This window comes from Streptomyces sp. PTL18 (assembly GCF_059510295.1).
This window is the reverse complement of sequence record NZ_JCAJZO010000048.1, coordinates 1-20,924: the sequence shown is the minus strand read 5'-3', so window position 1 is coordinate 20,924 and position 20,924 is coordinate 1. Positions and strand designations below refer to the sequence as shown.

Genomic DNA, 20,924 nt, shown 5'->3' with positions numbered 1-20,924 from the left:
TGCAGGCATGCGCAGCCCTCAATGACGCTGCGGCGAAAGGGCTGTGCGCTGCCTGGGGCGTCGCGTCCTGGGACCCGTCGCCGCTGGTGAGCCTGATCGATGCGACCGTACCCAGGCCGGTGGTCCTCATGGTCCGTGCCGGCTTGTTGGTCGGAGCCAGGACCCTGGATGCCGCGGATGCCCTCTCCAGGGCATGGGGCCTGCACGGTGGCGAGGTGTGGGGGATGAGTCCTTTCGGAGGCAGTACCAGCACCCCGGTGTGGAACAGGATCGACCCACGCGTCTTCCTCCGAGACAGCAGCCAGCTCTCCCGCGCACAGGCGGCGTTCAGAGCCGCCTATCACCTCCCGCGGGTCAGCTCCGTCGCCGTGGGCACCGATGAACCCGCCCATCTGGCTGAACTCGTCGGTGCCCTGGCCGGCGAGGTCGAGGACCGGACCATCCAGGAGTACCGCAGTCTCCTTCGAGACCACTCACGCGGTCAGCCCGCCTGAAGCTCCTCGATGACCTGCGCGGCCATGCGTCGCGCGGGCTCCAACCGAGGGTCCTCCGGGTGCGCGTACGGCCCGAGGATCTTCGAGCAGGCGAACAACGTCATCACCTTGCCCTCCCGGCTCTCGAAGTCGGACCGGCGCTCTCGCCATACGCGATCGGCCAGAGTCGGGACGGCAAGGGAACTCGCCCACAAGGAAGCCGAGTCCAGTCCCAGCGGTGCGTTACCCCAGTCCTCCCAGTCGAAGAGGCTGAACGTCGGCGCGGTGATGTTCGCCCAGTTCAGGTCCGCGTGGGCCGGCACCCACCGCTCCACAGCCGTGTCGAAGTCGCCGGAGAAGACACCGCGGATGGACTCGGTGACGAGGGCCTGGGTGATGGTGACCGTATCCGGTGTGGCGACCCGCCTGGTGTTCTGTGCCGCCAGAGCGTCCAACGAGGCGTTCAACGCCTCCCACCAGTCGTCCGGCAGCTTCGGGGCTTCACTCACGATGGCGTTTCCGACGGGAGCCCCCGGCAGGAGTTCGGTTTCGTCGGCCCGCCACATCACGGGCCCGTCCGTGTCCCGCCAGACCACGCATCCGCGCCATTTGGGCTGCGCGATGCCTTCTAGGCGCGCGGCGCTCTCAGTGCCATTCCATCCCTGGTCAGGGATCTTGTCGACCAAGCGCCGCTCGATCCGCACCCAGGTGTTGCGGTCTGTCCTGGCCCCCGCGGATCGGCGTTTGCGTACTACCGTCTCGGGGAGCAGGCGCACTTGGAGAGAGCGTTCGACATGATCAAGAACCTCGTCGACTGGCTGCACCCGTAGATCAACAGCACGACCTGTGGAGACCGAGAGCGTCATGCCTGCGACCGTAGCAGTGGCGCGACGGCAGGTGCCGAGCGCCGAGGTAGTCGCCAGGCCAACGCTGACCTGCCCGCCCTCGGCTCATGGCGCCTATACGCTCCTGAATCGGACAACTGGCCTGACCGGTAGAGATTGAGAGCGGCCAGTTTGACATCGTCGCCCTCGACGCAGCGACGTACGCTGGTGCCTCGGCCTTGATGGGCGTCACGCGGGCACCCCCGGCCGCGTACGCGGCCGACGTCTTCTGCATGCGCGATGACTTGGTGTGGCTGCGGTGCCGGGCCAGCCACCAGATGCCGGAACCGCGTCTGGTCCGGTGGGACGCTGACACCCCACCCTTGAGGACGGGCTGCGCCACCTCGGCCACTGAACCCGAAACCCCAACCACTCGCGCGTATCGCCGGCGTCCGGAGGACTGGCCTGGTCAGACCGTCCGCTGTGCATCAACTTTGGGGTTTCGCATGCAACTTCACACCACGACCGTTCTCAGCCTGAGCACCCTGTTCTTCCTGGCCCTGGCGGGCTGATCCAACGGCAGCCCCGGTGCCGCCAACTCGATATGTAAGCGGCAGAGCGACAGCGCCTACCTCCGGCACCGTCAGCGGCCTCTGACCTGCTTGGCCACTCCAGTGGTGTTGTACCGGTACCGGGCCATCTCCTCGGTCACTCCATAGTGCTCGGCGATCTGCGTCGGCCCCCACTGGCGGCGCACTGCGCCGAGCAGTAGAGGGCGGGGAAGCATGAGTGTTCCGCCAAAGGCAGTGGCTTGTTCTTCCTCGTCGGGGCGGCAGGTCCTGAAGGGCATGCCATTGACTTCGCGGATCTCGGTCAGATCATGCTTCAGGACGAGGTGGGAGAGCTCGTGGGCCACGTCGCTGGCCCTGCGACCCGCTGTTCGAAGCGGGTTGGTGACGACGATGGTCCTGCCGGAGACCTGGAAGGTCGCGGCTGAGAAGGCGTACGCCTGGACCCGTTCGAGTTCTTCGAGGCGGGTGCGGCCGACGAGCTTCTCGGCGCTGACGATTTTGACCTTGAGGTGGTCGGCGAGGTCGTCGATGTTCAGGGCATCGGTGTCGCCGAGGTCGAGTTCGCGGCGCAGTCGGAGGGCTTCTCGTTCGGCGTTGGCCTTGAAGCCTCGGGGGAGGGTCACAGTTCGCCTGCTTCGACGAGTCGTTCGAGTTCGGTGTTCATGTCGGTGAGCAGGTCGGCGAGCCGCTGGGGGACGCCAGGACGCAGCACCGAGGCAGCCCGGAGGTGGCAGGCGAGGGCGGGTACGGCGGGGACCGCCTCCTTCGCGAGGGCGTCGTAGAGGTCGCGCAGAACAGAGCTGATCTTGTTCGCCGCGTCGTCGGTGAGCCGGGGGTCTGCGTGGAGGTGGGTGATGGCCTGGTCGAGGGGCGAGATCTGGCGGGTGGCGGTCGGGGTGAAGAAGCGGCTCGGGGAGACGCCGAGCCAGGCGCAGAGGCGGGTAAAGGTGGCGAGGTCGGGCTGGGCGCCTGCTTCGACCCGGGTGAGGGTGCTGAAGCTGACGCCCGCTTCGGCGGCGGCCTGCCGGAGGGAGAGGGGGCCGCGGTGTTCCTTCAGGAGGCGTCCGAGTTCGGCGATGTCGAACTGTTCGACAGCGTCCGGTCCGGTCGTTTCGGGGTCCGGGAGGGGGAGCTGGCTCCGGTCGGGGCTCATGCAGGCAGCGTAACGCGCAGCAATACGGCGATGAAGCTTGACTGCATCGGCCCGGGAGGATCACAGTGGACTCACTGACGCTTTGCTGAATCAGCATGCCCCCGTACCACCCTCGAACGACTTAGGAGATCGGTATGCCCCAGCCCCAGGAGATCAAGATCACGGTGACCTCCGCACTCGCCGAGCACCCGTACCAGCACGACTACGCCCCGCAGGTGACCGCCGCGAGTGTCTTGTCCGACACCCTCACCGCCTTCGGCTTCGGCAGCGACGGCACCACCCGCTACTACCTGTTCCACGACGGGCACGAGGTCCCGCCCGAGGCAACGGTGGGCGAGCTCGCCGGGCACGCCCAGGCCCTGCACCTGAAGCTGCGCACCGAGACCACCAACGGTTAGAGCCGGGAGTCAGTCGTGGATCTTGAGAGCCGTCTGCGGCTGGCGGGCGACGTCCCGGCGGTCGAGGAGTTCCTCTCCTCGACCGCCGGCCGTCTCCACCGCCGCAGCGAGGACCCCGACGGCCTGTTCTGGGCCGAGGTGCAACCGCGCAACGGTGAGCGCGCAGCGTTCATCGCCCGGATCGAGTGGACGGTCTATCCGGACCGGCCGCCCTCCCTCGTCTTCGTCGAGTCGATAGGCGCCTCCGGAGGCGGAGCGCCCAGTGCCTGGCCGGGAGCGGACGGCTACCGCTACGGATCCAATGACGTGTGCAAGCCGTTCACGGCAGAAGGCCAGGGGCTCCACCCCGAGTGGAGCAGTGGGCCGCACTCCTGGCGGCGCACCGGCAATCCCTTCCTGTACGTGGTGGAGAACGTGCAGGACGACATAGATCGCGTTGACGGGAGGCGTGCCGGATGACCACCGACACGAGGAAGCTGGTGCTGCCGGCCGGCGCGGTCGATCCGGTGCTCCAGGAGATTCGGCGCCACGGGCTGGCCGATCAGGAGACTGGCGCGCTGCTGCTGACCGGGCAGTCGGACATGCGCGTGCTGGTGGTGGCGGTGGCCGGGATGGCGGGGATCGTGCGGGGTCCGGGTCTGTTCACGGTGAACGCGGTCGCGTACGACCGGCTGTTCACCTTCGCCGAGGAACGGTCCTACCGGGTGCGGGCGATGATCCACTCGCACCCCGGGGAGGCTTTCCTGTCGCGGACCGACCGTGCGTACTCGTTGCGGGTGCCGGGGTTCGTCAGCGCTGTCGTCCCGACCTACGCGGCGCCGCCCGCCGACCCGGCGTCGTGGGGGTGGTGGCGTTTCGAGCAGGACTGGGTGCCCTGCACCGCTTGGGTTGTCGACCCGGCGCTGCCCGCGGTGCACACGGTGGTGTTCGACGAGGAGGGTGTCCGTGAGTACTGACTACAGCCGCAGCGTCCGCCTGGGCGGCCTGGCCGCTGGCGTGGAAGAGGCCACCCTGCGGGAGCGGATGGAGGGCATCCTCATCCAACTGACTGCGGACGCGCATCTTCCCGCGGCCGCCGAGACTCTCGAAGTACTGGTGGCGGACCTGCGCCGGTGGCCGGTCCGGCTGAGTCTGGACCCCGGCCGCGGACCGGGACGGCTCGACGACGAACTCATCCGCAGGCTCGTGGAAACGGCGGCCGGGATCGATCCGGACCGGCCGCTTCGCATCGGCGAGGCCCAGGACAAGACGCCGCTGCACCTGCACGTGGGAACCGCACCACCGCCGGGTGCTGCGGTGGCCGGTGCACCGGACGGGCACGGCGTCCGCCTGCGGCACACCGGTCGTCCTTTCCCCCGGCTCAACGCGCCCGGCACCGGGCTGGGCGCAGTCCTCACGGCGGCGATGCTGGCTGGCGAGGCTTTCAAGGTCGTTGCCGGGCTGCCGGAGGGGAGGTTCCAGGTGACCCCGGTGGTGGACTTCTGCCCCGTCCTCCCTGGTGAACAACCCGGAATCGTCGTCGCCCCGCTGCCTGTGCTGGAGCAGGTGCTGCTGGGCGGGGGCGGTGCGATCGGCACCGGCATCGCCCTGGTCCTGGAACTGCTGCGGGTCTCCGGTGAGTTGACGGTGGTGGACAAGGAGGTCTTCGAGAGGCCGAACGTCACCTCGTACAGCATCGGCACCCTGGCCGACGCGGCTGCGGGCCTGCCGAAGGTCCGGTTGATCGACACACACCTGCGGCGGATCGAGGTGACCCCGTTCCACGGGACGATCCAGGCGTCGATCGAGGCCGTCGATGCGGGCACCCTGCCGTGGCCCCGGATCGTCCTCGGCGGGCTGGACAGCGTCGAGGCCCGGCATGACCTGCAGCGGCTGCATGCCGATCTCACCCTGGACGGCAGCACCGGCGGCCCGGTCGGCACCACCGTCGCCCTGCATGAGGCACTGCCCACCGGCCCCTGCCTGCGCTGCTACTTCAAGGCCAACCACACCGGCAAGAGCGCGGAACAGCGACTGCATGAACTGACAGGGCTCCCGCTGCCCCGAATCGCCCGCGGGCAGGAGCCACTGACCGAACGAGACCTGGAAAGCCTGGAAAATCAACAGCGCGAACTCGTCAGGCAGTTCCTCGGGCGGCCGGTGTGCGGGCTGATCAACTCAGCGGAGCTGACCGGTGGAACAAACGACGGGTTCCGTCCTTCGGCCGCCTTCGTGGCCCAGCAGGCCGCCTGCCTAGTCGTCGGCGCCTGGATGGCACGCAGCACGGGCCTGGTCAGCGGACCTCCACGGCGCATCGAGTACGACACCCGTTTCGGCCCCCGGCCCGACCAGATGATCGACCATCGGCTTCCCACCTCCGGGTGCGTGTGTCAGAAGGACGCTGCTCTCATCAACGACATCCGAGAAGCCCGACGCACCCGCCGTTGAAGCCCGGCTGGAGGTGGCAGCAAGGAGCGGAGCGTGCAGGTGGTGACGGGCCCGACCATGGGGCGGCCGGGCCCATCATCTGTTTACCGGGAACTATTCAGGCACTTTCAACGCGTTCGTCGTGCCGTGATCAACGGCGCCATGCCCGCGATGCCGGTGATATCGGCATTGCGTGCGCGGCAGACATGTGATCGTTGGGACGGTTGGTCCGAGTGGCTTTCTGGGCTGGTGCGTACAACGGGAGATCCACGGTGCGGCGCAGACGCCAGACGAGGACGTCGCTGATGGAGTCGGCGGTGTTCAGTTCCCTGCCGGCGGCGGCCTCGGCGAGGAGAGCCTGCGGGTTGTGACCCGCCTGTGTGGCGTCGGCGAGGGTGGCGGCCAGGGCGTCCCAGCCGGGCTCGGCCAGGACAGTCTCGGCGACCTCGGGCAGGGCGGCGCGCACGGTGGTGGCGTGGTGACGACGCAGGGACGGGGCGATACCACGGCCCCGTTCACGTAGCACGGCGAGTGGTTCGGCGGCTGCCTGCTGGTAGGCGGACCGCAGGTGGGCGGCGGCTCGGCGGGCGGCCTCGGCCTGCTGGGCGTGCTGCCGCTGGGCGTGCCAGTGGGCGGCTGCGAGGGCGAGGAAGATCAGTGTGTCCAGGACCATCGCGGTGCCGGCCCCGTCCTCGCCCCGGCCGAATGCGGGTCCGCCGTGCACCAGGTCGCGGGCGGCGCGGCGCAGGCCCTGCGCGTGGCGGAACTCGGCTCGCGTGTGGGAGCGGGAGGCCCGCTCGAACTCCCAGGCTGCCTGACGCAGTTCGTTGCGGGTGTGGAGGGCGGAGGTCTTGGCGAGGGCATCGAGGACCTCACTGGTGGCGGCGATCTGAGCGGCAGCCGTGCCTTCGTCGCCGCTGTGGTCGAGGACGAGCAGTGCCGCCCAGGCCGCATGAGTGGTGGTGCGCCGGGCCGTGGCGGGTGCCGAGGGCGCGGTAGGGCGTTGTGGCTGCTCGCCGTCGGTGGTATCCGGAGCGGCGGAGTCAGTGGTGAAGCGTTCCTGGATGCGGGGCAGGGACAGGTCGGGTGCGAGCTTGGACCCGGAGAAGAAGACGGGCTCGCCGTCCTTGTTGCGGTCGCCGGGCAGAGCGACCGTGTAGCCCTTCAGGTCGCCGGAGGGCAGTGCCTTGGTGCGCACGAGAAGCCCGGCGTCCTTGAGGCGGTCGAGGAATTCGTTCGTGGAGGCGGCGCCGGCGACCGCCCGGCGGACGGTCTCGCGCAGTTCCTCGCGCGCGGCGCGGCCGCGGCCCTGGCGGTTGGCCTTGTGCCGTTCGGCGCTGGTGGTGCGCTCGGCGGCCGTGCCGTCGCCGGATGCGACGCGGCGCAGGTTGTAGTCGGCTTCTATGCGGCGGCATTCGCTCTGGGCGCGGCGGGCCTCGTTGTGCAGGCGGGGCCGACGGCCGTCGTCGCGGACCAGGGTGGCGATGATGTGGATGTGGTCGTCGGCGTGCCGGACGGCCGCCCACCGGCACGCGCCGTCGTCGCCGTCGGGGGCGATGCCGGTGGCGGCGACCGTGCGTCGGGCGATGTCGCCCCACTGCTCGTCGCTGAGGATCGGGTCCTCGGGGGCGGCCCGCACGGACAGGTGCCACACGTGCTTCTTCGGGCGCCGGTGGGCGGGTAGGGCGTTGACGGGCTGGTCGAGCAGCCGCTGCAGGTGCTCATAGGTGGCCTTGGGATCACGGCCGGGGTCGGGGGTGAGTGGGTCGAAGGCGGCGACCAGGTGGGGGTCGATGTGCTCCTCGTCGGTGCCGGGGCCGTACAGGTAGCGGATCAGCCCGATCGTCTCGCTGCCGCGTTTGTGGATGCTGGGGATCACTCAGCGGTACCGCCGTCACGGTGGGCCAGCAGTGCATCGGTGGCATCGTCCATGCGCAGGGCCGCGTTCCGCACCGCTTCGGCCGCGGTGTCGAGGTGGGGTGCGTCGGCGCCGGAGTTGAGGGCCTTGGCTACTTGGTTGAACAGACCGTGGATGCGGCCCAGGTGCCGGCGGGCGGCGAACAGCTCGTTGATGACCTCGCGTTCGGTGGCGATCTCGGCGGCGGTACGGGTCAGGTCGCGGGCGGCCTTGTCGACGGCGTAGGCGAGGAAGGCGGCGTTGGACATCTCGCAGTGGGCGGCTGCGTCGGTGAGGCGCTTGAGCTCGGCGTCGTTCATACGGCAGCTGGGCTGGTGCGGACGCAGCTTCTCCTTACGCGGACGCTGACGCTTGCGCGACAGGGACTCGGCCTGCCGATTCCCTCCTGGCTGCGGGCCGCCCTCGGCCGCTGCCTGACGGTCCGGCGCCCCCTGGCGCCGGCCTGTTCCCGCTACCCCCGGGGCGGGAACTCCGGGAGCATTGCTCCCGGGACAACTTGCTCCGCCTGGGGCAGGGGTGATCGGCAGGGAGTCCTCGTGGGTGGTGGGGTCTGGGTGGTGCGGAAAGTGCATGGGGCCTTCCGTGTCGGGGTGTGGTGGGGAGCGTTGGTGCTGCGGGTGTCACCGGGGTGGAGCGTCGGCTTCTGCCTTGACCTGGGCCTTGAAGTCACGGACGACTCGTCCGACGTCGTCACTGGAGACGGTGTAGTTGGCGGCGCGCAGGGCGTCCTCGACCCGGTCGCGTCCGACGCCGCTGGTCTCCTCGTACATGCGGCGGGTGTAGTTGAGGATGACCTCGTCGGAGGCGCGGGGTTTGCCGCCGTCGCGTTTCTTCCGGACAGCCCGTTTCCGCTCGCGCCTGCCCGGAGCGCTGCCCGAGGTGTTGCCCGTGAGCGGCGGGCTGTCTTCGGTGTCTGTCCGGGCGGGCAGCCCTGGCGCCGGACGGGCAGGCTGCGGGCGGGCAGCCGGAGGCACCTCGTCGTCGCCCGGGTCTGATGGGTGTGGGCGGGCAGCGTCCTGCTCTGCCCGTTGCACTGACTCCGGGTGGGCGGAGCCTGATCGGCTGTGCCCGGATTCGCGGGCGGTGTACGAGGCCGGGGCCTGCCAGCGTGGTGGCAGCGTGAGGGAGGCGAGGCCGAGGGCTTGCCTGCGGGTAGCGAGCTTGCGCAGCAGCAGCTCGTCCTGGAGCGGATCGCCGTCGACGTCGGCCCGCTCCAGAGCCTGGTGCAGGCGCTCTGTCAGACGTCGCCGCCGCCGTCTGCCGAGCTTCTTGTCGCTCATCGACTCGGCGCGCAGGATCAGGGCGACGGCTTCGGCCAGTGCGCGCTCGCGGATGAGTCGGGCGGCGTCGGCGTCCTGGTCGGCGATGCGGAGTCGGGCGAGCACGCGTTCGCGTGCCTGGCGGATGAGGATGGCGGCCAGGCTGCGTGAGGTGGCGTCGGGGCTGCGGTGGCGCAGTTCGATGCCCATGGCCAGATGCCAGAGAACCGCGGCCAGGACGGGGCCGACAAAGGCTCGTACTGTGCCGCCGAGCAGCCCGGACTCGGCGTAGGCGGGCAGGATCTGGACGGCGGTGATGACCCAGGTGAGGGTTCCGGGTGTGCCGGGTGCCTGCTTCGGGCCGTTGAGGTTCTGGCGTGCCATCAGGGCCGTGGCAAACAGCGCGAGCTCGGCGGCGGCGAACATCGCGACACGCTCGGTCGTGCCGCCCATGTCGAGGTAGTCGGCGGCGAACCGCCAGCTGGTGTCCGCGCTGTATGCGGTGCAGCCGATCGCGGCCATGGCCGCGACGGGCACGGTGATGGTCCCGCGCCGGCGGTTGGTGGCGGACGGCTGCCGGTGCTGCTGGCGGATCGTCCATCCGGCGAACAGGGCGGACACCACGAGCAGGACGAGGAGCACCACGGTCGTCGCGGGGGAGGTGGCCCAGTCCGGCAGGAGCGGGGTGCCGCTGCTCTGGGCAGCCAGGGGCGCGAAGGGGAGAGGAAGCAGGGTGGGTCTCCAAGGTGCAGAGGCAAGAGGAGGGCGAACGCGGGGGAGTGCTGAGCACCCCTGCGCGAGGAGGCTGCGCGGGCCAGGGCAGGTGTGAACGCGAACGGTGCAGCGAGCCAGGGCGGGGAGGAGGCGCTGGGGTGGCCGGTCAGGCGGGGGCCGTGGTGCGGCGTCGCCGGTCGGGGCCGGTGAGGATGACGCGTTCGGTCATCTCGGCGAGGCGGGAGGCGACGCGGTCGCCGAGCGCGGTGCGCAGCTCGGCGGTGGGGAGGTTGGTGGTGATGAGGGTGGGGAGCATGTGCTCGTACCGGTGGTTGATGAGCCGGTAGGTGAGCTCCTCGGTCCACTCGCTGGTCTTGGCCGCGCCGAGGTCGTCCAGGAGCAGCAGCGGGCAGCGGGCCAGGGTCTGCAGTTCCCGTTCGCCGTCGTGGCCGGCGCGGGGGCGTAGGCGTGCGTGCAGGTCGGCGCTGGTGGTCGCTTCCCAGCGCAGGCGGACGCCACGGCTGAGCAGGCCGCGGATGGCTCCGTATCCCTGGTAGGTCTTGCCGGTGCCGGTGGGGCCGGCGATCAGCAGCGACGGACCCTCGGCGATACCGGGTCCGCCGGGGCCGGGGCGTCCGGCGCGGGCGATCTCGTCTGCCCAGGCGGTGACCTGTGGGTGGTCGGCCAGGGCTCGGCGGTAGCGGGCGGGGATCCGGGCGTCGGCGAGCTCCAGCGCGGTGACGGGCTCGGTCTGCGGCTCCTCGGCGGCGACGGTGGCGGGGTCGATGCCGCGTCCGGCGAGGATGCCGTTGAGCCGGTCGGCGAGCGGGCCGACCCGGCGGGGCTCTCGGGTGAGGGTGGTGGTCAGAGGTCACCTCCGAAGGCGGCTTCGACGTCGGTTGGGTTTGTCCACGCCCTGTGGACGACCGGCGCGGTTGGCTTGGCGGGGGTCGCGTTCATGGCCTCGTGGACGAGGCTCGGCAGGGTGGTGGGGTGCAGGCCCTTGGCGCGGTGGCGTTCGAGTCCGGCGCGGATGTGGGCGGGGGCGATGCCCTCGTCGAGCAGCTTCTTCACCACCCGGCTGAGGTGGCCCAGGAAGTCGCTCGGCGGGCGGTGGTTGCACCCGCCGATGTATTCGGCAATGAGCTGCTGAGCCGAGACGGTGTCGGGCGCGGGGGCGCTTGCGCCCCCCGAAGGGGTATCTCCTAGATCCATGATCCTAGGTCCTAGATCCGGACCGTGAGGCGTCACCGTCGCCTCACGGAGTCCTCCCTGCTCCCTCACGAAGGGCTCCGTGAAATCGCTCTGACCTGCGACTTCGCCATCGGCACCGAAATTCACTGCGCGCTCGCGCACTTCTCCGGAGGTTTCATGGAGAGTTCCGTCAGACTGCGGTGAGGGCTCCGTGATGCCAGCCCCCGCAGCCCGAGCGGTGACGCGCGGCACGGTGCCGGCATGGCCGTCGTGGTGCGGGCAGGCAGGGAGACGGCTCTTGCTTGGCCGGTTGATCTTCTGGTGCTGATGCCAGGTGACGACGTGCAGGTACCGCTTGTCGTCCGGCCCCGTGTAGCGGCAGATCAGCCCGGCGTCGGCGAGCTGGGCGAGGTCCGTCTCGACGTCCGAGGGCCCGTGCTCGGGGCGCAGGACCCACAGCTGTCCCGCGACGATCGCGGCGTGGTCGCGGTGGCGGCCCTGGTCGTCGGCCTGGGTGAGCAGGCCGAGGAAGGTGCGCTCGGCGGTCAGGGAGACGGCGGCCAGGGACTCGGAGACGAAGGCTTCGGGCTTGATGGTGCGGATTCGTGCCAAGAGGGGCGGTTCCTCACTCGGTTGCAGGCGGGCAGGAGCCCGCGATTCACCGTCGATGGGCGGTACGGGCGTCAGGGGAGGGGAGTTGGCCGGTCGGCGGCGCGGGGCGCGCTGATGGCCGCTCGCGCTTTCCGGGGGTGTCGTCAACATAGCCACACCCGGGCCGCGCAAGTCCAGCCCAATCCCGCGCCATCTCTGACGGCAGAAAGGCTGCCGAAAAAGAAGGCGGTGGAGGGCGGTCCCAAAACTGTAGGGCACGATCGCCGGTTACCGAAATAATGCCCCGTCAGATAAAGCCAGAAGCGTCACATCGAGAACCCGTTGACTCCCGCTGCGAGCGCAAGCTACAACACAACACCCCACGTCAGAGCATGTCTCCGGGATGACGAAGACGCCGCCAACCGGATGCTCGAAAACCGGCCCGAAGATAGGTCCCGGCCGCTACGCCGGGCGCAACATAGCCGACGATCCCCGGTTAACCAAACCGGGGATTGGAAGCTACAAATGGAGCTATGGCAGCAAGATCCCTGGAAATCGGTCCGGCCGGAATACGGACCGCCCGCACCATCGAAACCCTCCGCACCGAACGCGGCCTCGCCCAGCGCGAGCTCGCCGCCCATGTCACTGCCCTCGGCCGTCCGATGACCAACACGATGCTGTCCCGGATCGAACGTGCCCAGCGGCGTTGCGACGTCGACGACCTCGTCGCGATAGCCGAAGCACTCCTCGTCTCACCCCTCGTGCTGCTGGAGGGACCGAGCACCACCTGAGACGGGCCACCCACCACCGCTGACCGAGCGTCCTCCACCGAGTAAGGAACCCACTCCTCTTGCCCCACCCCTCGATGCCCCCTTCCCTCGCACGCCTTCCGCACCGAACGGATGGTGAAGCCGCCCTGCCCCGCCTCTACCGGCCTGAGGAGATCGCCGAGACCCTCGGTTGCTCGGCCTGGTGGGTCAAGGACCGCGCGCGCCGGCGCCTGATACCGCACACACGGGTCGGCCGCGCCTACCGCTTCACCGCGAACCACCTCGCCGCGATCATCCGCATCCACGAGGAGCCGGCGCCACAGCGAGCCCAGAGGACGCCATCACCGGTCAGCCCGTCCGAGTCGACCATGACGAAGTCGCGGCCGACCGGGGAGACGAGGCCCTCCACTTCACCCGCCCCACGTCTAAGGGCACGACCGCCGCGCAGGTCCCAGTACGGCACTGCCGCCTAGCTGTACCTGGCACATCAACGAAGGAGGGATGCGAGGCGTGGGCTTCGCCGAGAAGCGCGGCAGCTACTGGCGCGGTAGATACAAGGTCAGCGAGGGCAAGTACGGCACCGTCGTCGACCCGACGGGCGCGGTGCTCAAGTTCGCCACCAAGCGGGAGGCCAAGCAGGCCGCGGACGAGGAAGAGGCCAAGGTGCGGCACGGCACCTGGCGCGACCCGGCGGCTGGACAGGAGACCTTCGGCGAATACGCCAGCCGCTGGTACGACGCCCAGGACCTGGCCGCGTCCACGATGCAGAACTACCGCCGCCACATCGAGGAGCACCTGCTCCCCGAGTTCGAGGACAAGGCCCTCGCCGGCATCCTCCGCACGGATGTGGACACCTGGGAGAAGCGGGAGAAGGCCGCCTACGCGGCATCCAGCGTCAAGACGTGGCGCTCGACGCTTCACCTCATCCTGGAAGACGCCGTGGACGAGGGCCTCATCGTGTCCAACCCCGCAACGAAGCGGCGCGGGCGCGGCAAACGCGCTGGCCGCTCCCGCGACCGCGGTCCCGAGAAGGTGATCACTGACCCGCTCGGACTGCTCCTCATCGCCGAACGCGCAGCCCTGCTGTCCGGTCGCGACGACGAGTTCGTCGCCGTAATCCTCAAGGGCTACACGGGGATGCGTTGGGGCGAAATCGTCGGCCTGGAGACTCAGTTCGCTCGGCCCGGAGCCGTACGTGTGGAACACCAGCTGTACGAACTGGACTCGGGTGAGCTGATCCGCTGCCCGCCCAAGGACGACAGCTACCGCACCATCGACGCGATGGACTGGCTGTCGGTCTTGGTCGCCGACCACGTCGCCCGTACGAAACCGACGCCGTGCCCCTGCCACGGACAGCGCTACGTCTTCCGCGGCCAGGGCGCCGCCCGCACCGGCGGACACACCGGTGCCAAGCTGGTGGACGTCGCCCGACGCGCGGACGTCTCCACCGGCACCGTGTCCAACGTCCTCAATCACCCCGATCGCGTACGGGAGGACACCCGCGCCCGCGTCGAACTCGCCATCGCCGATCTGCATTTCATCCGTGGCGGCACCCCGACGGAGAACGCTGCCCACTGGCGCCGTAACGGCTTCGCCACTTGGCTGTTCGCGCCCGCCACTTCCGGCTGGTACCCGAAGAAGGCACCCCAGGAGGCCCGCCCGGTCCCGCTGCTCGGCGAGCCCTGGCCCGGTGTCCCGGTCCGTGGCCGCAACGCCCAAGGCCGGGCCGACGCCTGCTGGCTGCCCATCGCCAGGGGGCTCACCCCGCATGGCTTGCGCCACTCCCACCGCACGCACATGGAGGACCTAGGCACCGAGAAGGTGCTGATGGACGAGCGCATGGGCCACATCGACGGCTCGGTCTCGGCGCGTTATGCCCACGTGACGCCTGGCATGCGTGAGCGTCTCAAGGTCGGCCTCACCGAGCAGTGGGAAGCAGCGCTCGACGTCCGTCGGAGCATGCACCCGCGCTCGCCGGTCGCTGTACTCGATCGGCTGCTGCGTGCTCGTGCCACGATGACCAGGCCAAGAGGAGGAGCTGCGCATTGAGCGTCGCGCATCAGTGCGCGCCTCAGAGTTCCACTGGCGATGCGTCGTCGCCGAGCTTTGGGACCACGCGTGTCATTAGCCGCTCTTCCAGGACGGACGCATAGATGGCGGCTCGGGTGGCGGCGGGGTGGCTCGGCGGCCAGATCCCTCGGCGGAAGACGCAGCGGCGGCCGCGGAAGTGCACCACGGTCGTTGCGGCGACGACATCGTCACCCGCAGCGCCGGGTACGACTTCGCAGGTGAGTGACTCCAGGTCGCCGCCACGTCGCTCGCAAAGATCCTGGATGCCCCGGAGGGCGGACCGCAGGAATACGTCCGTGTATTCCTGCGGTCCGCCCCAGCCGGCGGGGTCGTCAGTCACCGCAGTTGTGCATTGCGCTGTCCGTCGAGGCCAGGACGACCTCACCGCCGCCGGCGGGAAGGACGAGGTGGAGCCCGTTGACCTTGAGGCCGGCGTCGGCCCCGGTCGAGGGTAGTTGTTCGTTCACGATGAGACGGCCACCTCCGACGAGCGGGATTTCCGTGTTCGGATCACCCGACACGGTAACCGGAGCCCCGGCGATCTTCAGGGTGAGCGCGGTGCTGCCCGTGGCCTTGCCGCACTGGCTGCTGGAGGTCGCGGTGAGCCCGGACACATCGATGAGGGGTACACCGGGCAGTCCGATGCGTGCCTGCGCCACGGTCGAGGTCGCCGCGACCTTGCCGGGGGCGAGCGTCGTGGTGACCTTGGGGCACAGTTTCTGCACGGACAGCAGGAGTGAGGTGTACTCGGCCGAGCACGGGGTGTCGGTCGCGGTTGCGTCCTCTGTGCGGACGGTTCCGGTGTCGGGTTGCGGAACGATCTCCAGCAGCGGTACGCCGATGAGGTCGACGTGCGCTGACATGCCGTAGGCGCGGCCCGTCGCGTACTGGAGCTTCAACTGTGCGGAGGTGTCGGAGGCCAGGTAGCCGGCGTCACCGGCGAAGGACGCGTGCAGTGGGACGGTGGCAGCGTCGGTTAGCGGCTGGTCCACAGAGGCGACGGTGCAGGCAGCAGTCCCCGTGTCGCTCGTTGTTCCCGTGCACGTCTGCTCGTGGTCTCCGGTGCCGAGGGCGAAGCGCACACTGCGCCCAGGCACTGCGGCTCCGTGGAAGTCGGTGAGTTTGGCGGCCAGTTGGGCCGGAGTGCCGTTGGCGAGGTGTGTCGCGCCGGTGTAGTCGAGTTTCGTCGGTGAGGTCAGGCCCAGTTCGGCGGAGGTGCTGGAGGGGTTGTAGTCGTCATCGCCGCCGAAGGTGACGGCAACAGGCACCGCGTTCGATGTTCCCTGTGGCTGGTCGACGGAGTTGATGGTGCAGGTCGCCGTACCCGAGGCCGTGGTGGTCCCGGTGCACGTCTGTTGTGTGGCCCCCGTGCCCAGGGCGAACCGCACGGCACGGCCGTTGATCGGCGTCCCGAAGTTGTTGGTGAGCTTCGCCGAAAGGCTGGTCGGTGAACCATTCACCGCGCTGTGGGCGCCCGTGTAGGTGAGGGCCGTGTCCACCTTGTGGGGCTGCTCGGGACCTGTGCAGTCAGCGGCCTGGAAACAGGGCAGGAAGTAGTAGGCGGTGATGATCCCGAACGGCCTTCCGTCGCCCGAGCGTGGGTCGTTGTGGGTGACGTACACGACGACGAGGCTGGCGTCCGTGTTGGTGCAGATCACCCGGTTGTCCGGGGCAGGCACGCAGAAGCCCTCGGTGCCGACGGTCTCCTGGATGTCCTCGTGGTCGGGCACCACACCGTGTTCCAGAATGTGGCGTCTGCCGAAGCCGTCCACGGGCGGGTTGCACTCGGGGCTCTTGCAGTCGGTCTGCCCTTCACGCAACGGGATGTCGTTGCCTGCTGTGCCCCGGAACGAGTCGACGACGGTCCAGTCGATCATGTGGGGATTCGGATCGCCGGGATCGGCGGTTGCGGTGGCAGGTGCGACGAGAGCGCCCAGCAGGCCCAGGAACAGGGCGAGTACGGCTGATGTCAGATGTCTGCGAGCCCGGCTGTACGCCGGGGCACGCGTGGGCGTGCGCGGGTGACCGTGAAGAACCGGCACGGAATCCCCTCCTTGTGACCGGGCCACCCGGTGACGGCCCGGCGCCCCCGCGCCGTCCTGACCGCCACGGGGATACCCACCCTGCCGTCAGGTAAGGAGCATGACAAACCCTTGTTGCGTGACGGCGAGTCGGTCAGTGCACGGTCAGCAGTTGCATGCGTTTGAAGACCAGTGATCAGGCCCTTCATTCACCGCAGATCCCTAACCGGCCACGGCTGCGCAGTCCTCTCGGTGGCGGGTGGTCTACCGACGCTGCGCCGGCTTCGACGCCATGTGGCCGATGGCCGCGGGCATGGCCGAAGTCGTTCGGTGGGGATGAACTTGGTCAGTCGTGCGCCCTGCCCTGTCCATAGCTGATCGTCTTAAGATCACTACTCTGCGTACGAGGGAGCGTGGCATGGCGGCTGGTGGATCGGCATCACGGAGGGCGCAGGAGGCGCGGCGGCAGGAGCGGCTGCTCAGGGAGCAGTGGCAGACGGCCCGGCAGCAGGCACGCCGTTGGGAAGCCGCCAGCGAGGGCGAACGCAGGGTCGCTGCACAGCTGTTGGTCCTGACGGCGCGCGGGTGGCGCTTACTGGTTGACCGCAGGTGGCCGGGAACGCGGGCGGCCAACGTGGACATGCTGTTGGTCGGTCCCGGCGGAGTGTTCGTTCTCGACGTCAAGAACTGGCGCTTCGCACCGGAGACTTCGGAGGGAAAGCTCCGCGCCGGCGGCGAGCCCCGGGATGAGCACGCGGCCAAGCTCCTGGCCGTGACGAAGGCGGCCGAGTCGGCTGTGGCTTCCTTGGGAATGTCTCCGGTCGCGGTCCAACCCCTCATGGTTTTCGCAGGACACCGCGTAGATGCCGAGCTGGGCAGGATCCGGCTACTGGGCGAGCGTGAAGTTGGGCCGGCTCTCCTGTCGGAGCGCAGTCGACTTCGCGCCGAATCCGTACGTGCAATCGCCGACCACCTGGAGCGGGTCTTCCCCGAGTACGAGGGATCGTCGGTAACGCAGACAGCACCGTCCCTGCCTCCGGTGCAGCCTCAAGAAGAGCTGTCCGACGGCTTGTTCGACCTTGACGGACTGCGCGAGGCGGCTCTGGAAGAAGCACTGCAGGCCCCGATCGAACAGTGGATGACCTTCCTCCACCCCGATCAGGTAGCTCTGGTCCGCCGCAACTGGGCCGGCCCCGCACGGATCAGCGGTCCTGCAGGCACTGGCAAGACCGTCGTCGGCCTCCACCGCGCGGCACACCTCGCCCAGCGCACCACTGGCCGACTCCTCTACGTCACCTTCGCCAACAACCTTCCGCGGGTGCAGGCCACCTTCTTCAAGACCATGTCTCCTGCCGTTGCCGACAGGGTCGACTTCCGAAGCCTGCACTCCTGGGCCCAGGAGTTCCTGCACGACAACGGTGTCCCCGTCCGGTTGCACGGAGACAAGGCCCAGACCGCCTTCAGCCTCGCCTGGAAGAACGTCGGCAGGGACAGCGCCCTGACTGAGATCGACCCGGCCCCGGGATACTGGAAGGAGGAGATCGACCACGTCATCAAGGGCCGCGGCATCACGTCCTTCGAGGAGTACGTCACCGTGCCCCGCCGACGCCGTCGCACGAGTCTGCGCCGTCCGCATCGGCAGGCCGTCTGGGCTCTGTACGAGGCGTACGAAGCACTCCGCATCGAGCGCGGCGTGCACGACTTCAACGACGTCCTTTCCCTCGCCCTCGCAGAAGCGAGGCGCAACACAGCACAACACCGCTATGCGTCAGTGATCGTCGACGAAGTCCAAGACCTGACCTTGGTCGGAGTACGGCTCCTACACGCTCTCGTCGGCGATGCGCCCAACGGACTGCTGCTGGTCGGCGACGGCCAACAGGCTGTCTACCCCGGAGGTTTCCGCCTCTCCGACGCCGGCATCGACATCCGTGGCGACCGCGGGCAAGTGCTGCGCACCAACTACCGCAACAGCAAGGAGATCCTCGACACGGCGCTCACGGTCGTCGCCGAAGACTCCTTCGAGGACATCGACGGGCTGCGCACGCCAGGCCACCGAGACGTCGACCTCACGTATCACGACGGACAGGTGATCCGCGTTACGAAGCCAACAGCGACTGAGCACGACCAGGCCCTCTTGGAGGCCCTGCGCGACCTGCCGCCCGGGGCCCGCCCGGACACCGCTGTGCTGTGCCCGTCCATGCGTGCCATCGGCCACTACCAGCGGCTCCTCGAACGGGCGGGCATCTCCGTGTGCTTACTGGAGCACTACGACGGCCGCCCCGTCGACGCCGTCAAACTCGGCAGCTACCGCCGTGCCAAGGGTCTGGAGTTCAAGCGCGTCTACCTCCCGGAGCACGACGCGGCCTTGGCGAACGGCTCCCGCACACCTGACGCGGAAGCCTCGGAAACCGAACGCGAGCGCAACGAGCTGGCCCGGAGCCAACTCTTTATGGCCATGACGCGAGCGCGTGACTTGCTCTGGCTCGGCAGTGTGAACCGGCAGCCGGAGGGACAATGACGGATGGGACTCGTATCCCCTTCTACTTCTACAGATCGAGGGCGTCTATGGCATCGACGTCGGCGCCTTGGCCCTCCTCGTCGCTTTGTGCGCAATGCCAATCCGCCCAGTCCGCCAGCGTGCGGCTGACCTTATCGAGCTTGCGGCGAGCCCTTTCGATCTCCGGGGGATCCCATCCCTCCCGCTTGATCAGGCTGTCGCCGCCCTCGTAGGCAGGAACGGACTCCATGGCACTCATAGCCTGTTGCAGGTTGGCCACGCTCTTCGTCACCGTTGCCCACCGCGCTCGTGCTGCGGGAAGTCCTACGGCTGCCTCGGTCAGTGCCTCGCCGTTGTACGTGTGGCGGACCAACGCATCCGTCAGCTCACGGTATTGCCCGTCGTCTGTCTGGATCGGTGCGCCGTCCTCGTCGACCTCGTGCAACGGCCAGCCCAGTCGACCCGCGCGGACGACCTCGTACGCCTGGATCACACCGCGCTGCCGAGAGAGCATCGCCCTCAGCACCCCGACCGCGCTGCGGCTGTCCTCGGCGCGCGCCGCGCCGGAGCCTTCTGTTTGTAGCGCCATAGTGTCGGCGGTAACCATGTAGTACGTGGCCTTGACTGCGAGTTCCGTTTGAGCCGATCCCAGCCTGCCGCCCGCGCCGAGCCCTTCCGCAGCCTCCTTTAGTGCGGCGTCTCGCAGTTCTTCCAGCGATCGACCGCCATCGGGCGCGCCCTCCAGCAGCGCGTCGGCGGATAGTTCCTCAATCTCCGGAAGGCGGTAGGCACGCTGGAGCACGGCACGCCGTGGGCGGACATACGAAGGGACATCGTTCTTAGCCGTACGGACGGGGCGGAGGATCAGCTCGACGGCGATGTCGACCCGGTCCTCGCGTTTGGGCCGTTGCTGGGCGGTCAGCGAGCGGATTCCCTCATTGACCCGCCGTGCGGTGCCGGTCCCGCCGCCAAGTACGGTCCTGACGATCTCCGCAGCGCGTACGTCCTGGTGTGGGCTGAAGCCCTCCTCGGCTGCCTCCTGCTCGGTGATCACGCCAGCGAACCAGCGCTTTTCCTGTGGAGTGATTCGCGCGTGTCGGCTGCGGGTGGATTCGGCAAGCGAGTCGAGGACCGCGTCCCCCTTCGCCTCGCTTTCGACGGCAGACGCGTATGGCCTGGGCGGCCGAATGTGGGTAAGGCCGATGAAATTGCGTACGGCGGTGTGGAAGCGGACACCGGCCCGGGCATCGGGCTCGAAACCCACCACGACCCGGGCAGGCACGGTCAACGCGCGCAACTTGCCCTGATCTGCCGCGCTCAGCGAGTCCCATCCCTGCTTCTGGACCAGCCGGATCCATCGGTTGATCTCCTGCCGGAATTTCCGGGCGTTGTTTGCCAAGTCGTACGCGATCAATGAAGGGCGGTAACCAAGCAACTGGTGGACCGCGCTGATCCGGCTTGAACCGTCCGCCGTGATCAGCAGCGTGGGCGGCCTGTTCGGGGCCTTGTCGTAACAGACAATCATGGGGACAACCATCAAGGGCTGGAGCACCCCTTCGGCCGCGATGTCGTCGTCGAGAGGGTTCTCCTTGACGAGCCGCTCCTTTGCGTCATCCAGGCGATGCGCAAGGTCGTTGGGATGAGGCACCCGGATCTGCAACTCCGGACCGCCTCCTGGGGCTGGTTCCGGCATCGGGAGGATCCGCAGAGTGGCCGATGCACCCCCCAGGGCGTAGCTCCGGCGGCCGTATTCGCGGGGGTTGGCCGGGTGTGGGACCACCGCGGCGGACCATAGGCGGGTTTCGACGATGTGCAGTGTGCCGCCCTGCACGCGCAGGTGGTTGACGTCCGTCAGTTTTCGCCGCATGTCTTCCGGCTGTACGGCCGCCCGGGCCAGCGCTTCGGCCGCTTCCTCGCTCAGACCTCTCCCGAACAGCGCGTCAGCGAGGTTGTTGACTGCGGTGATGCGCGGCAAAACGTAGGGTCCAGGCTGCCATCCGGTCCCGCCTTCCCCGAGTTCTGCGGTGGCCTCATCGGTCATTCGTCGCCTCCGCGATCTTGTGT

20 protein-coding genes are annotated in these 20,924 nt (G+C 68.8%); 9 read left to right on the top strand and 11 right to left on the bottom strand.

Going from position 1 to position 20,924, the window contains the following annotated elements; genetic code table 11:
* The coding region (locus AC5WS8_RS37545) for an aldo/keto reductase (RefSeq protein WP_496107971.1) at positions 1-494 on the top strand (494 nt) is incomplete at its 5' end.
* Here AC5WS8_RS37545 and AC5WS8_RS37540 read toward each other — a convergent pair.
* The 3 genes from AC5WS8_RS37540 to AC5WS8_RS37530 form a co-directional block, all read right to left on the bottom strand.
* Positions 482-1,339, bottom strand: a complete 858-nt coding sequence (locus AC5WS8_RS37540; protein ID WP_496107970.1) for a hypothetical protein — start codon at positions 1,337-1,339, stop codon at positions 482-484. The genes AC5WS8_RS37545 and AC5WS8_RS37540 overlap by 13 nt on opposite strands.
* Before the next feature lie 601 nt (positions 1,340-1,940).
* Positions 1,941-2,492 carry an ImmA/IrrE family metallo-endopeptidase gene (locus AC5WS8_RS37535; protein WP_496107969.1) on the bottom strand — a complete coding sequence of 184 codons (552 nt, stop codon included), beginning with the start codon at positions 2,490-2,492 and terminating at the stop codon, positions 1,941-1,943.
* The gene (locus AC5WS8_RS37530; protein ID WP_496107968.1) at positions 2,489-3,022 is read right to left on the bottom strand and encodes a helix-turn-helix domain-containing protein; all 534 of its coding nucleotides are present in this window, start codon (positions 3,020-3,022) and stop codon (positions 2,489-2,491) included. Before AC5WS8_RS37530 ends, AC5WS8_RS37535 begins: the two co-directional genes overlap by 4 nt.
* A gap of 134 nt (positions 3,023-3,156) precedes the next feature.
* Between AC5WS8_RS37530 and AC5WS8_RS37525 the strand changes: the two genes are divergently transcribed.
* The 4 genes from AC5WS8_RS37525 to AC5WS8_RS37510 are packed head-to-tail and all read left to right on the top strand — an operon-like array spanning position 3,157 to position 5,847.
* Positions 3,157-3,420 carry a hypothetical protein gene (locus AC5WS8_RS37525; protein ID WP_496107967.1) on the top strand — a complete coding sequence of 88 codons (264 nt, stop codon included), beginning with the start codon at positions 3,157-3,159 and terminating at the stop codon, positions 3,418-3,420.
* Positions 3,421-3,435: 15 nt separating this feature from the next.
* A complete protein-coding gene (locus AC5WS8_RS37520; protein ID WP_496107966.1) occupies positions 3,436-3,879 on the top strand; it encodes a hypothetical protein in 444 nt (147 codons plus the stop codon).
* Positions 3,876-4,376: a hypothetical protein gene (locus tag AC5WS8_RS37515; protein WP_496107965.1), complete on the top strand. Its 501-nt coding sequence runs from the start codon at positions 3,876-3,878 to the stop codon at positions 4,374-4,376. Before AC5WS8_RS37520 ends, AC5WS8_RS37515 begins: the two co-directional genes overlap by 4 nt.
* Complete coding sequence (locus AC5WS8_RS37510; protein ID WP_496107964.1) at positions 4,366-5,847, top strand: ThiF family adenylyltransferase; 1,482 nt, start codon at positions 4,366-4,368, stop codon at positions 5,845-5,847. Before AC5WS8_RS37515 ends, AC5WS8_RS37510 begins: the two co-directional genes overlap by 11 nt.
* A gap of 130 nt (positions 5,848-5,977) precedes the next feature.
* On the opposite strand, the gene AC5WS8_RS37505 is transcribed toward AC5WS8_RS37510, so the two are convergent.
* The 5 genes from AC5WS8_RS37505 to AC5WS8_RS37485 form a co-directional block, all read right to left on the bottom strand.
* Positions 5,978-7,705: a relaxase/mobilization nuclease domain-containing protein gene (locus AC5WS8_RS37505; protein ID WP_496107963.1), complete on the bottom strand. Its 1,728-nt coding sequence runs from the start codon at positions 7,703-7,705 to the stop codon at positions 5,978-5,980.
* Positions 7,702-8,043, bottom strand: a complete 342-nt coding sequence (locus AC5WS8_RS37500) for a plasmid mobilization relaxosome protein MobC (protein ID WP_496107962.1) — start codon at positions 8,041-8,043, stop codon at positions 7,702-7,704. The genes AC5WS8_RS37505 and AC5WS8_RS37500 overlap by 4 nt, the downstream gene beginning before the upstream one ends.
* 321 nt (positions 8,044-8,364) lie before the next feature.
* Positions 8,365-9,648 carry a hypothetical protein gene (locus AC5WS8_RS37495; protein WP_496107961.1) on the bottom strand — a complete coding sequence of 428 codons (1,284 nt, stop codon included), beginning with the start codon at positions 9,646-9,648 and terminating at the stop codon, positions 8,365-8,367.
* Positions 9,649-9,883: 235 nt separating this feature from the next.
* Positions 9,884-10,585, bottom strand: a complete 702-nt coding sequence (locus AC5WS8_RS37490) for an ATP-binding protein (protein WP_496107973.1) — start codon at positions 10,583-10,585, stop codon at positions 9,884-9,886.
* Positions 10,582-11,523, bottom strand: coding sequence for a hypothetical protein (locus AC5WS8_RS37485; protein WP_496107960.1), 942 nt, complete (start codon positions 11,521-11,523; stop codon positions 10,582-10,584). Before AC5WS8_RS37485 ends, AC5WS8_RS37490 begins: the two co-directional genes overlap by 4 nt.
* Positions 11,524-12,035: 512 nt before the next feature.
* On the opposite strand from AC5WS8_RS37485, the gene AC5WS8_RS37480 reads away from it, so the two are divergent.
* From AC5WS8_RS37480 to AC5WS8_RS37470, 3 genes are all read left to right on the top strand, one after another.
* Positions 12,036-12,293 (top strand): helix-turn-helix domain-containing protein, encoded by a 258-nt coding sequence (locus tag AC5WS8_RS37480; RefSeq protein ID WP_496107959.1) that lies wholly within the window; start codon positions 12,036-12,038, stop codon positions 12,291-12,293.
* Positions 12,294-12,367: 74 nt separating this feature from the next.
* On the top strand, positions 12,368-12,745 hold the full coding sequence (locus AC5WS8_RS37475; RefSeq protein ID WP_496107972.1) for a helix-turn-helix domain-containing protein: 378 nt from the start codon (positions 12,368-12,370) through the stop codon (positions 12,743-12,745).
* A gap of 37 nt (positions 12,746-12,782) precedes the next feature.
* The gene (locus tag AC5WS8_RS37470) at positions 12,783-14,321 is read left to right on the top strand and encodes a LacI family DNA-binding transcriptional regulator (protein ID WP_496107958.1); all 1,539 of its coding nucleotides are present in this window, start codon (positions 12,783-12,785) and stop codon (positions 14,319-14,321) included.
* A gap of 22 nt (positions 14,322-14,343) precedes the next feature.
* Here AC5WS8_RS37470 and AC5WS8_RS37465 read toward each other — a convergent pair whose 3' ends face one another.
* The gene (locus AC5WS8_RS37465) at positions 14,344-14,682 is read right to left on the bottom strand and encodes a hypothetical protein (RefSeq protein ID WP_496107957.1); all 339 of its coding nucleotides are present in this window, start codon (positions 14,680-14,682) and stop codon (positions 14,344-14,346) included.
* Positions 14,675-16,384 carry a choice-of-anchor P family protein gene (locus AC5WS8_RS37460; protein WP_496107956.1) on the bottom strand — a complete coding sequence of 570 codons (1,710 nt, stop codon included), beginning with the start codon at positions 16,382-16,384 and terminating at the stop codon, positions 14,675-14,677. The genes AC5WS8_RS37465 and AC5WS8_RS37460 overlap by 8 nt, the downstream gene beginning before the upstream one ends.
* A gap of 397 nt (positions 16,385-16,781) precedes the next feature.
* On the opposite strand from AC5WS8_RS37460, the gene AC5WS8_RS37455 reads away from it, so the two are divergent.
* Entirely contained in the window at positions 16,782-18,881 is a 2,100-nt protein-coding gene (locus AC5WS8_RS37455; protein WP_496107955.1) for a nuclease-related domain-containing DEAD/DEAH box helicase, read from the top strand.
* A 28-nt stretch (positions 18,882-18,909) separates the two neighbouring features.
* Here the strand turns inward: AC5WS8_RS37455 and AC5WS8_RS37450 are convergent, their stop codons facing one another.
* The gene (locus tag AC5WS8_RS37450; protein WP_496107954.1) at positions 18,910-20,901 is read right to left on the bottom strand and encodes a hypothetical protein; all 1,992 of its coding nucleotides are present in this window, start codon (positions 20,899-20,901) and stop codon (positions 18,910-18,912) included.
* Between the last annotated feature and the right edge of the window lie 23 nt (positions 20,902-20,924).

What these genes read in the sequence shown, in the direction of transcription:
- AC5WS8_RS37540 (WP_496107970.1), bottom strand. Translation starts at nt 1,339, where the DNA reads ATGACGCTCTCGGTCTCCACAGGTCGTGCTGTTGATCTACGGGTGCAG.
- AC5WS8_RS37530 (WP_496107968.1), bottom strand. Translation starts at nt 3,022, where the DNA reads ATGAGCCCCGACCGGAGCCAGCTCCCCCTCCCGGACCCCGAAACGACC.
- AC5WS8_RS37525 (WP_496107967.1), top strand. Translation starts at nt 3,157, where the DNA reads ATGCCCCAGCCCCAGGAGATCAAGATCACGGTGACCTCCGCACTCGCC.
- AC5WS8_RS37515 (WP_496107965.1), top strand. Translation starts at nt 3,876, where the DNA reads ATGACCACCGACACGAGGAAGCTGGTGCTGCCGGCCGGCGCGGTCGAT.
- AC5WS8_RS37500 (WP_496107962.1), bottom strand. Translation starts at nt 8,043, where the DNA reads ATGAACGACGCCGAGCTCAAGCGCCTCACCGACGCAGCCGCCCACTGC.
- AC5WS8_RS37480 (WP_496107959.1), top strand. Translation starts at nt 12,036, where the DNA reads ATGGCAGCAAGATCCCTGGAAATCGGTCCGGCCGGAATACGGACCGCC.
- AC5WS8_RS37475 (WP_496107972.1), top strand. Translation starts at nt 12,368, where the DNA reads ATGCCCCCTTCCCTCGCACGCCTTCCGCACCGAACGGATGGTGAAGCC.
- AC5WS8_RS37455 (WP_496107955.1), top strand. Translation starts at nt 16,782, where the DNA reads ATGGCGGCTGGTGGATCGGCATCACGGAGGGCGCAGGAGGCGCGGCGG.
- AC5WS8_RS37450 (WP_496107954.1), bottom strand. Translation starts at nt 20,901, where the DNA reads ATGACCGATGAGGCCACCGCAGAACTCGGGGAAGGCGGGACCGGATGG.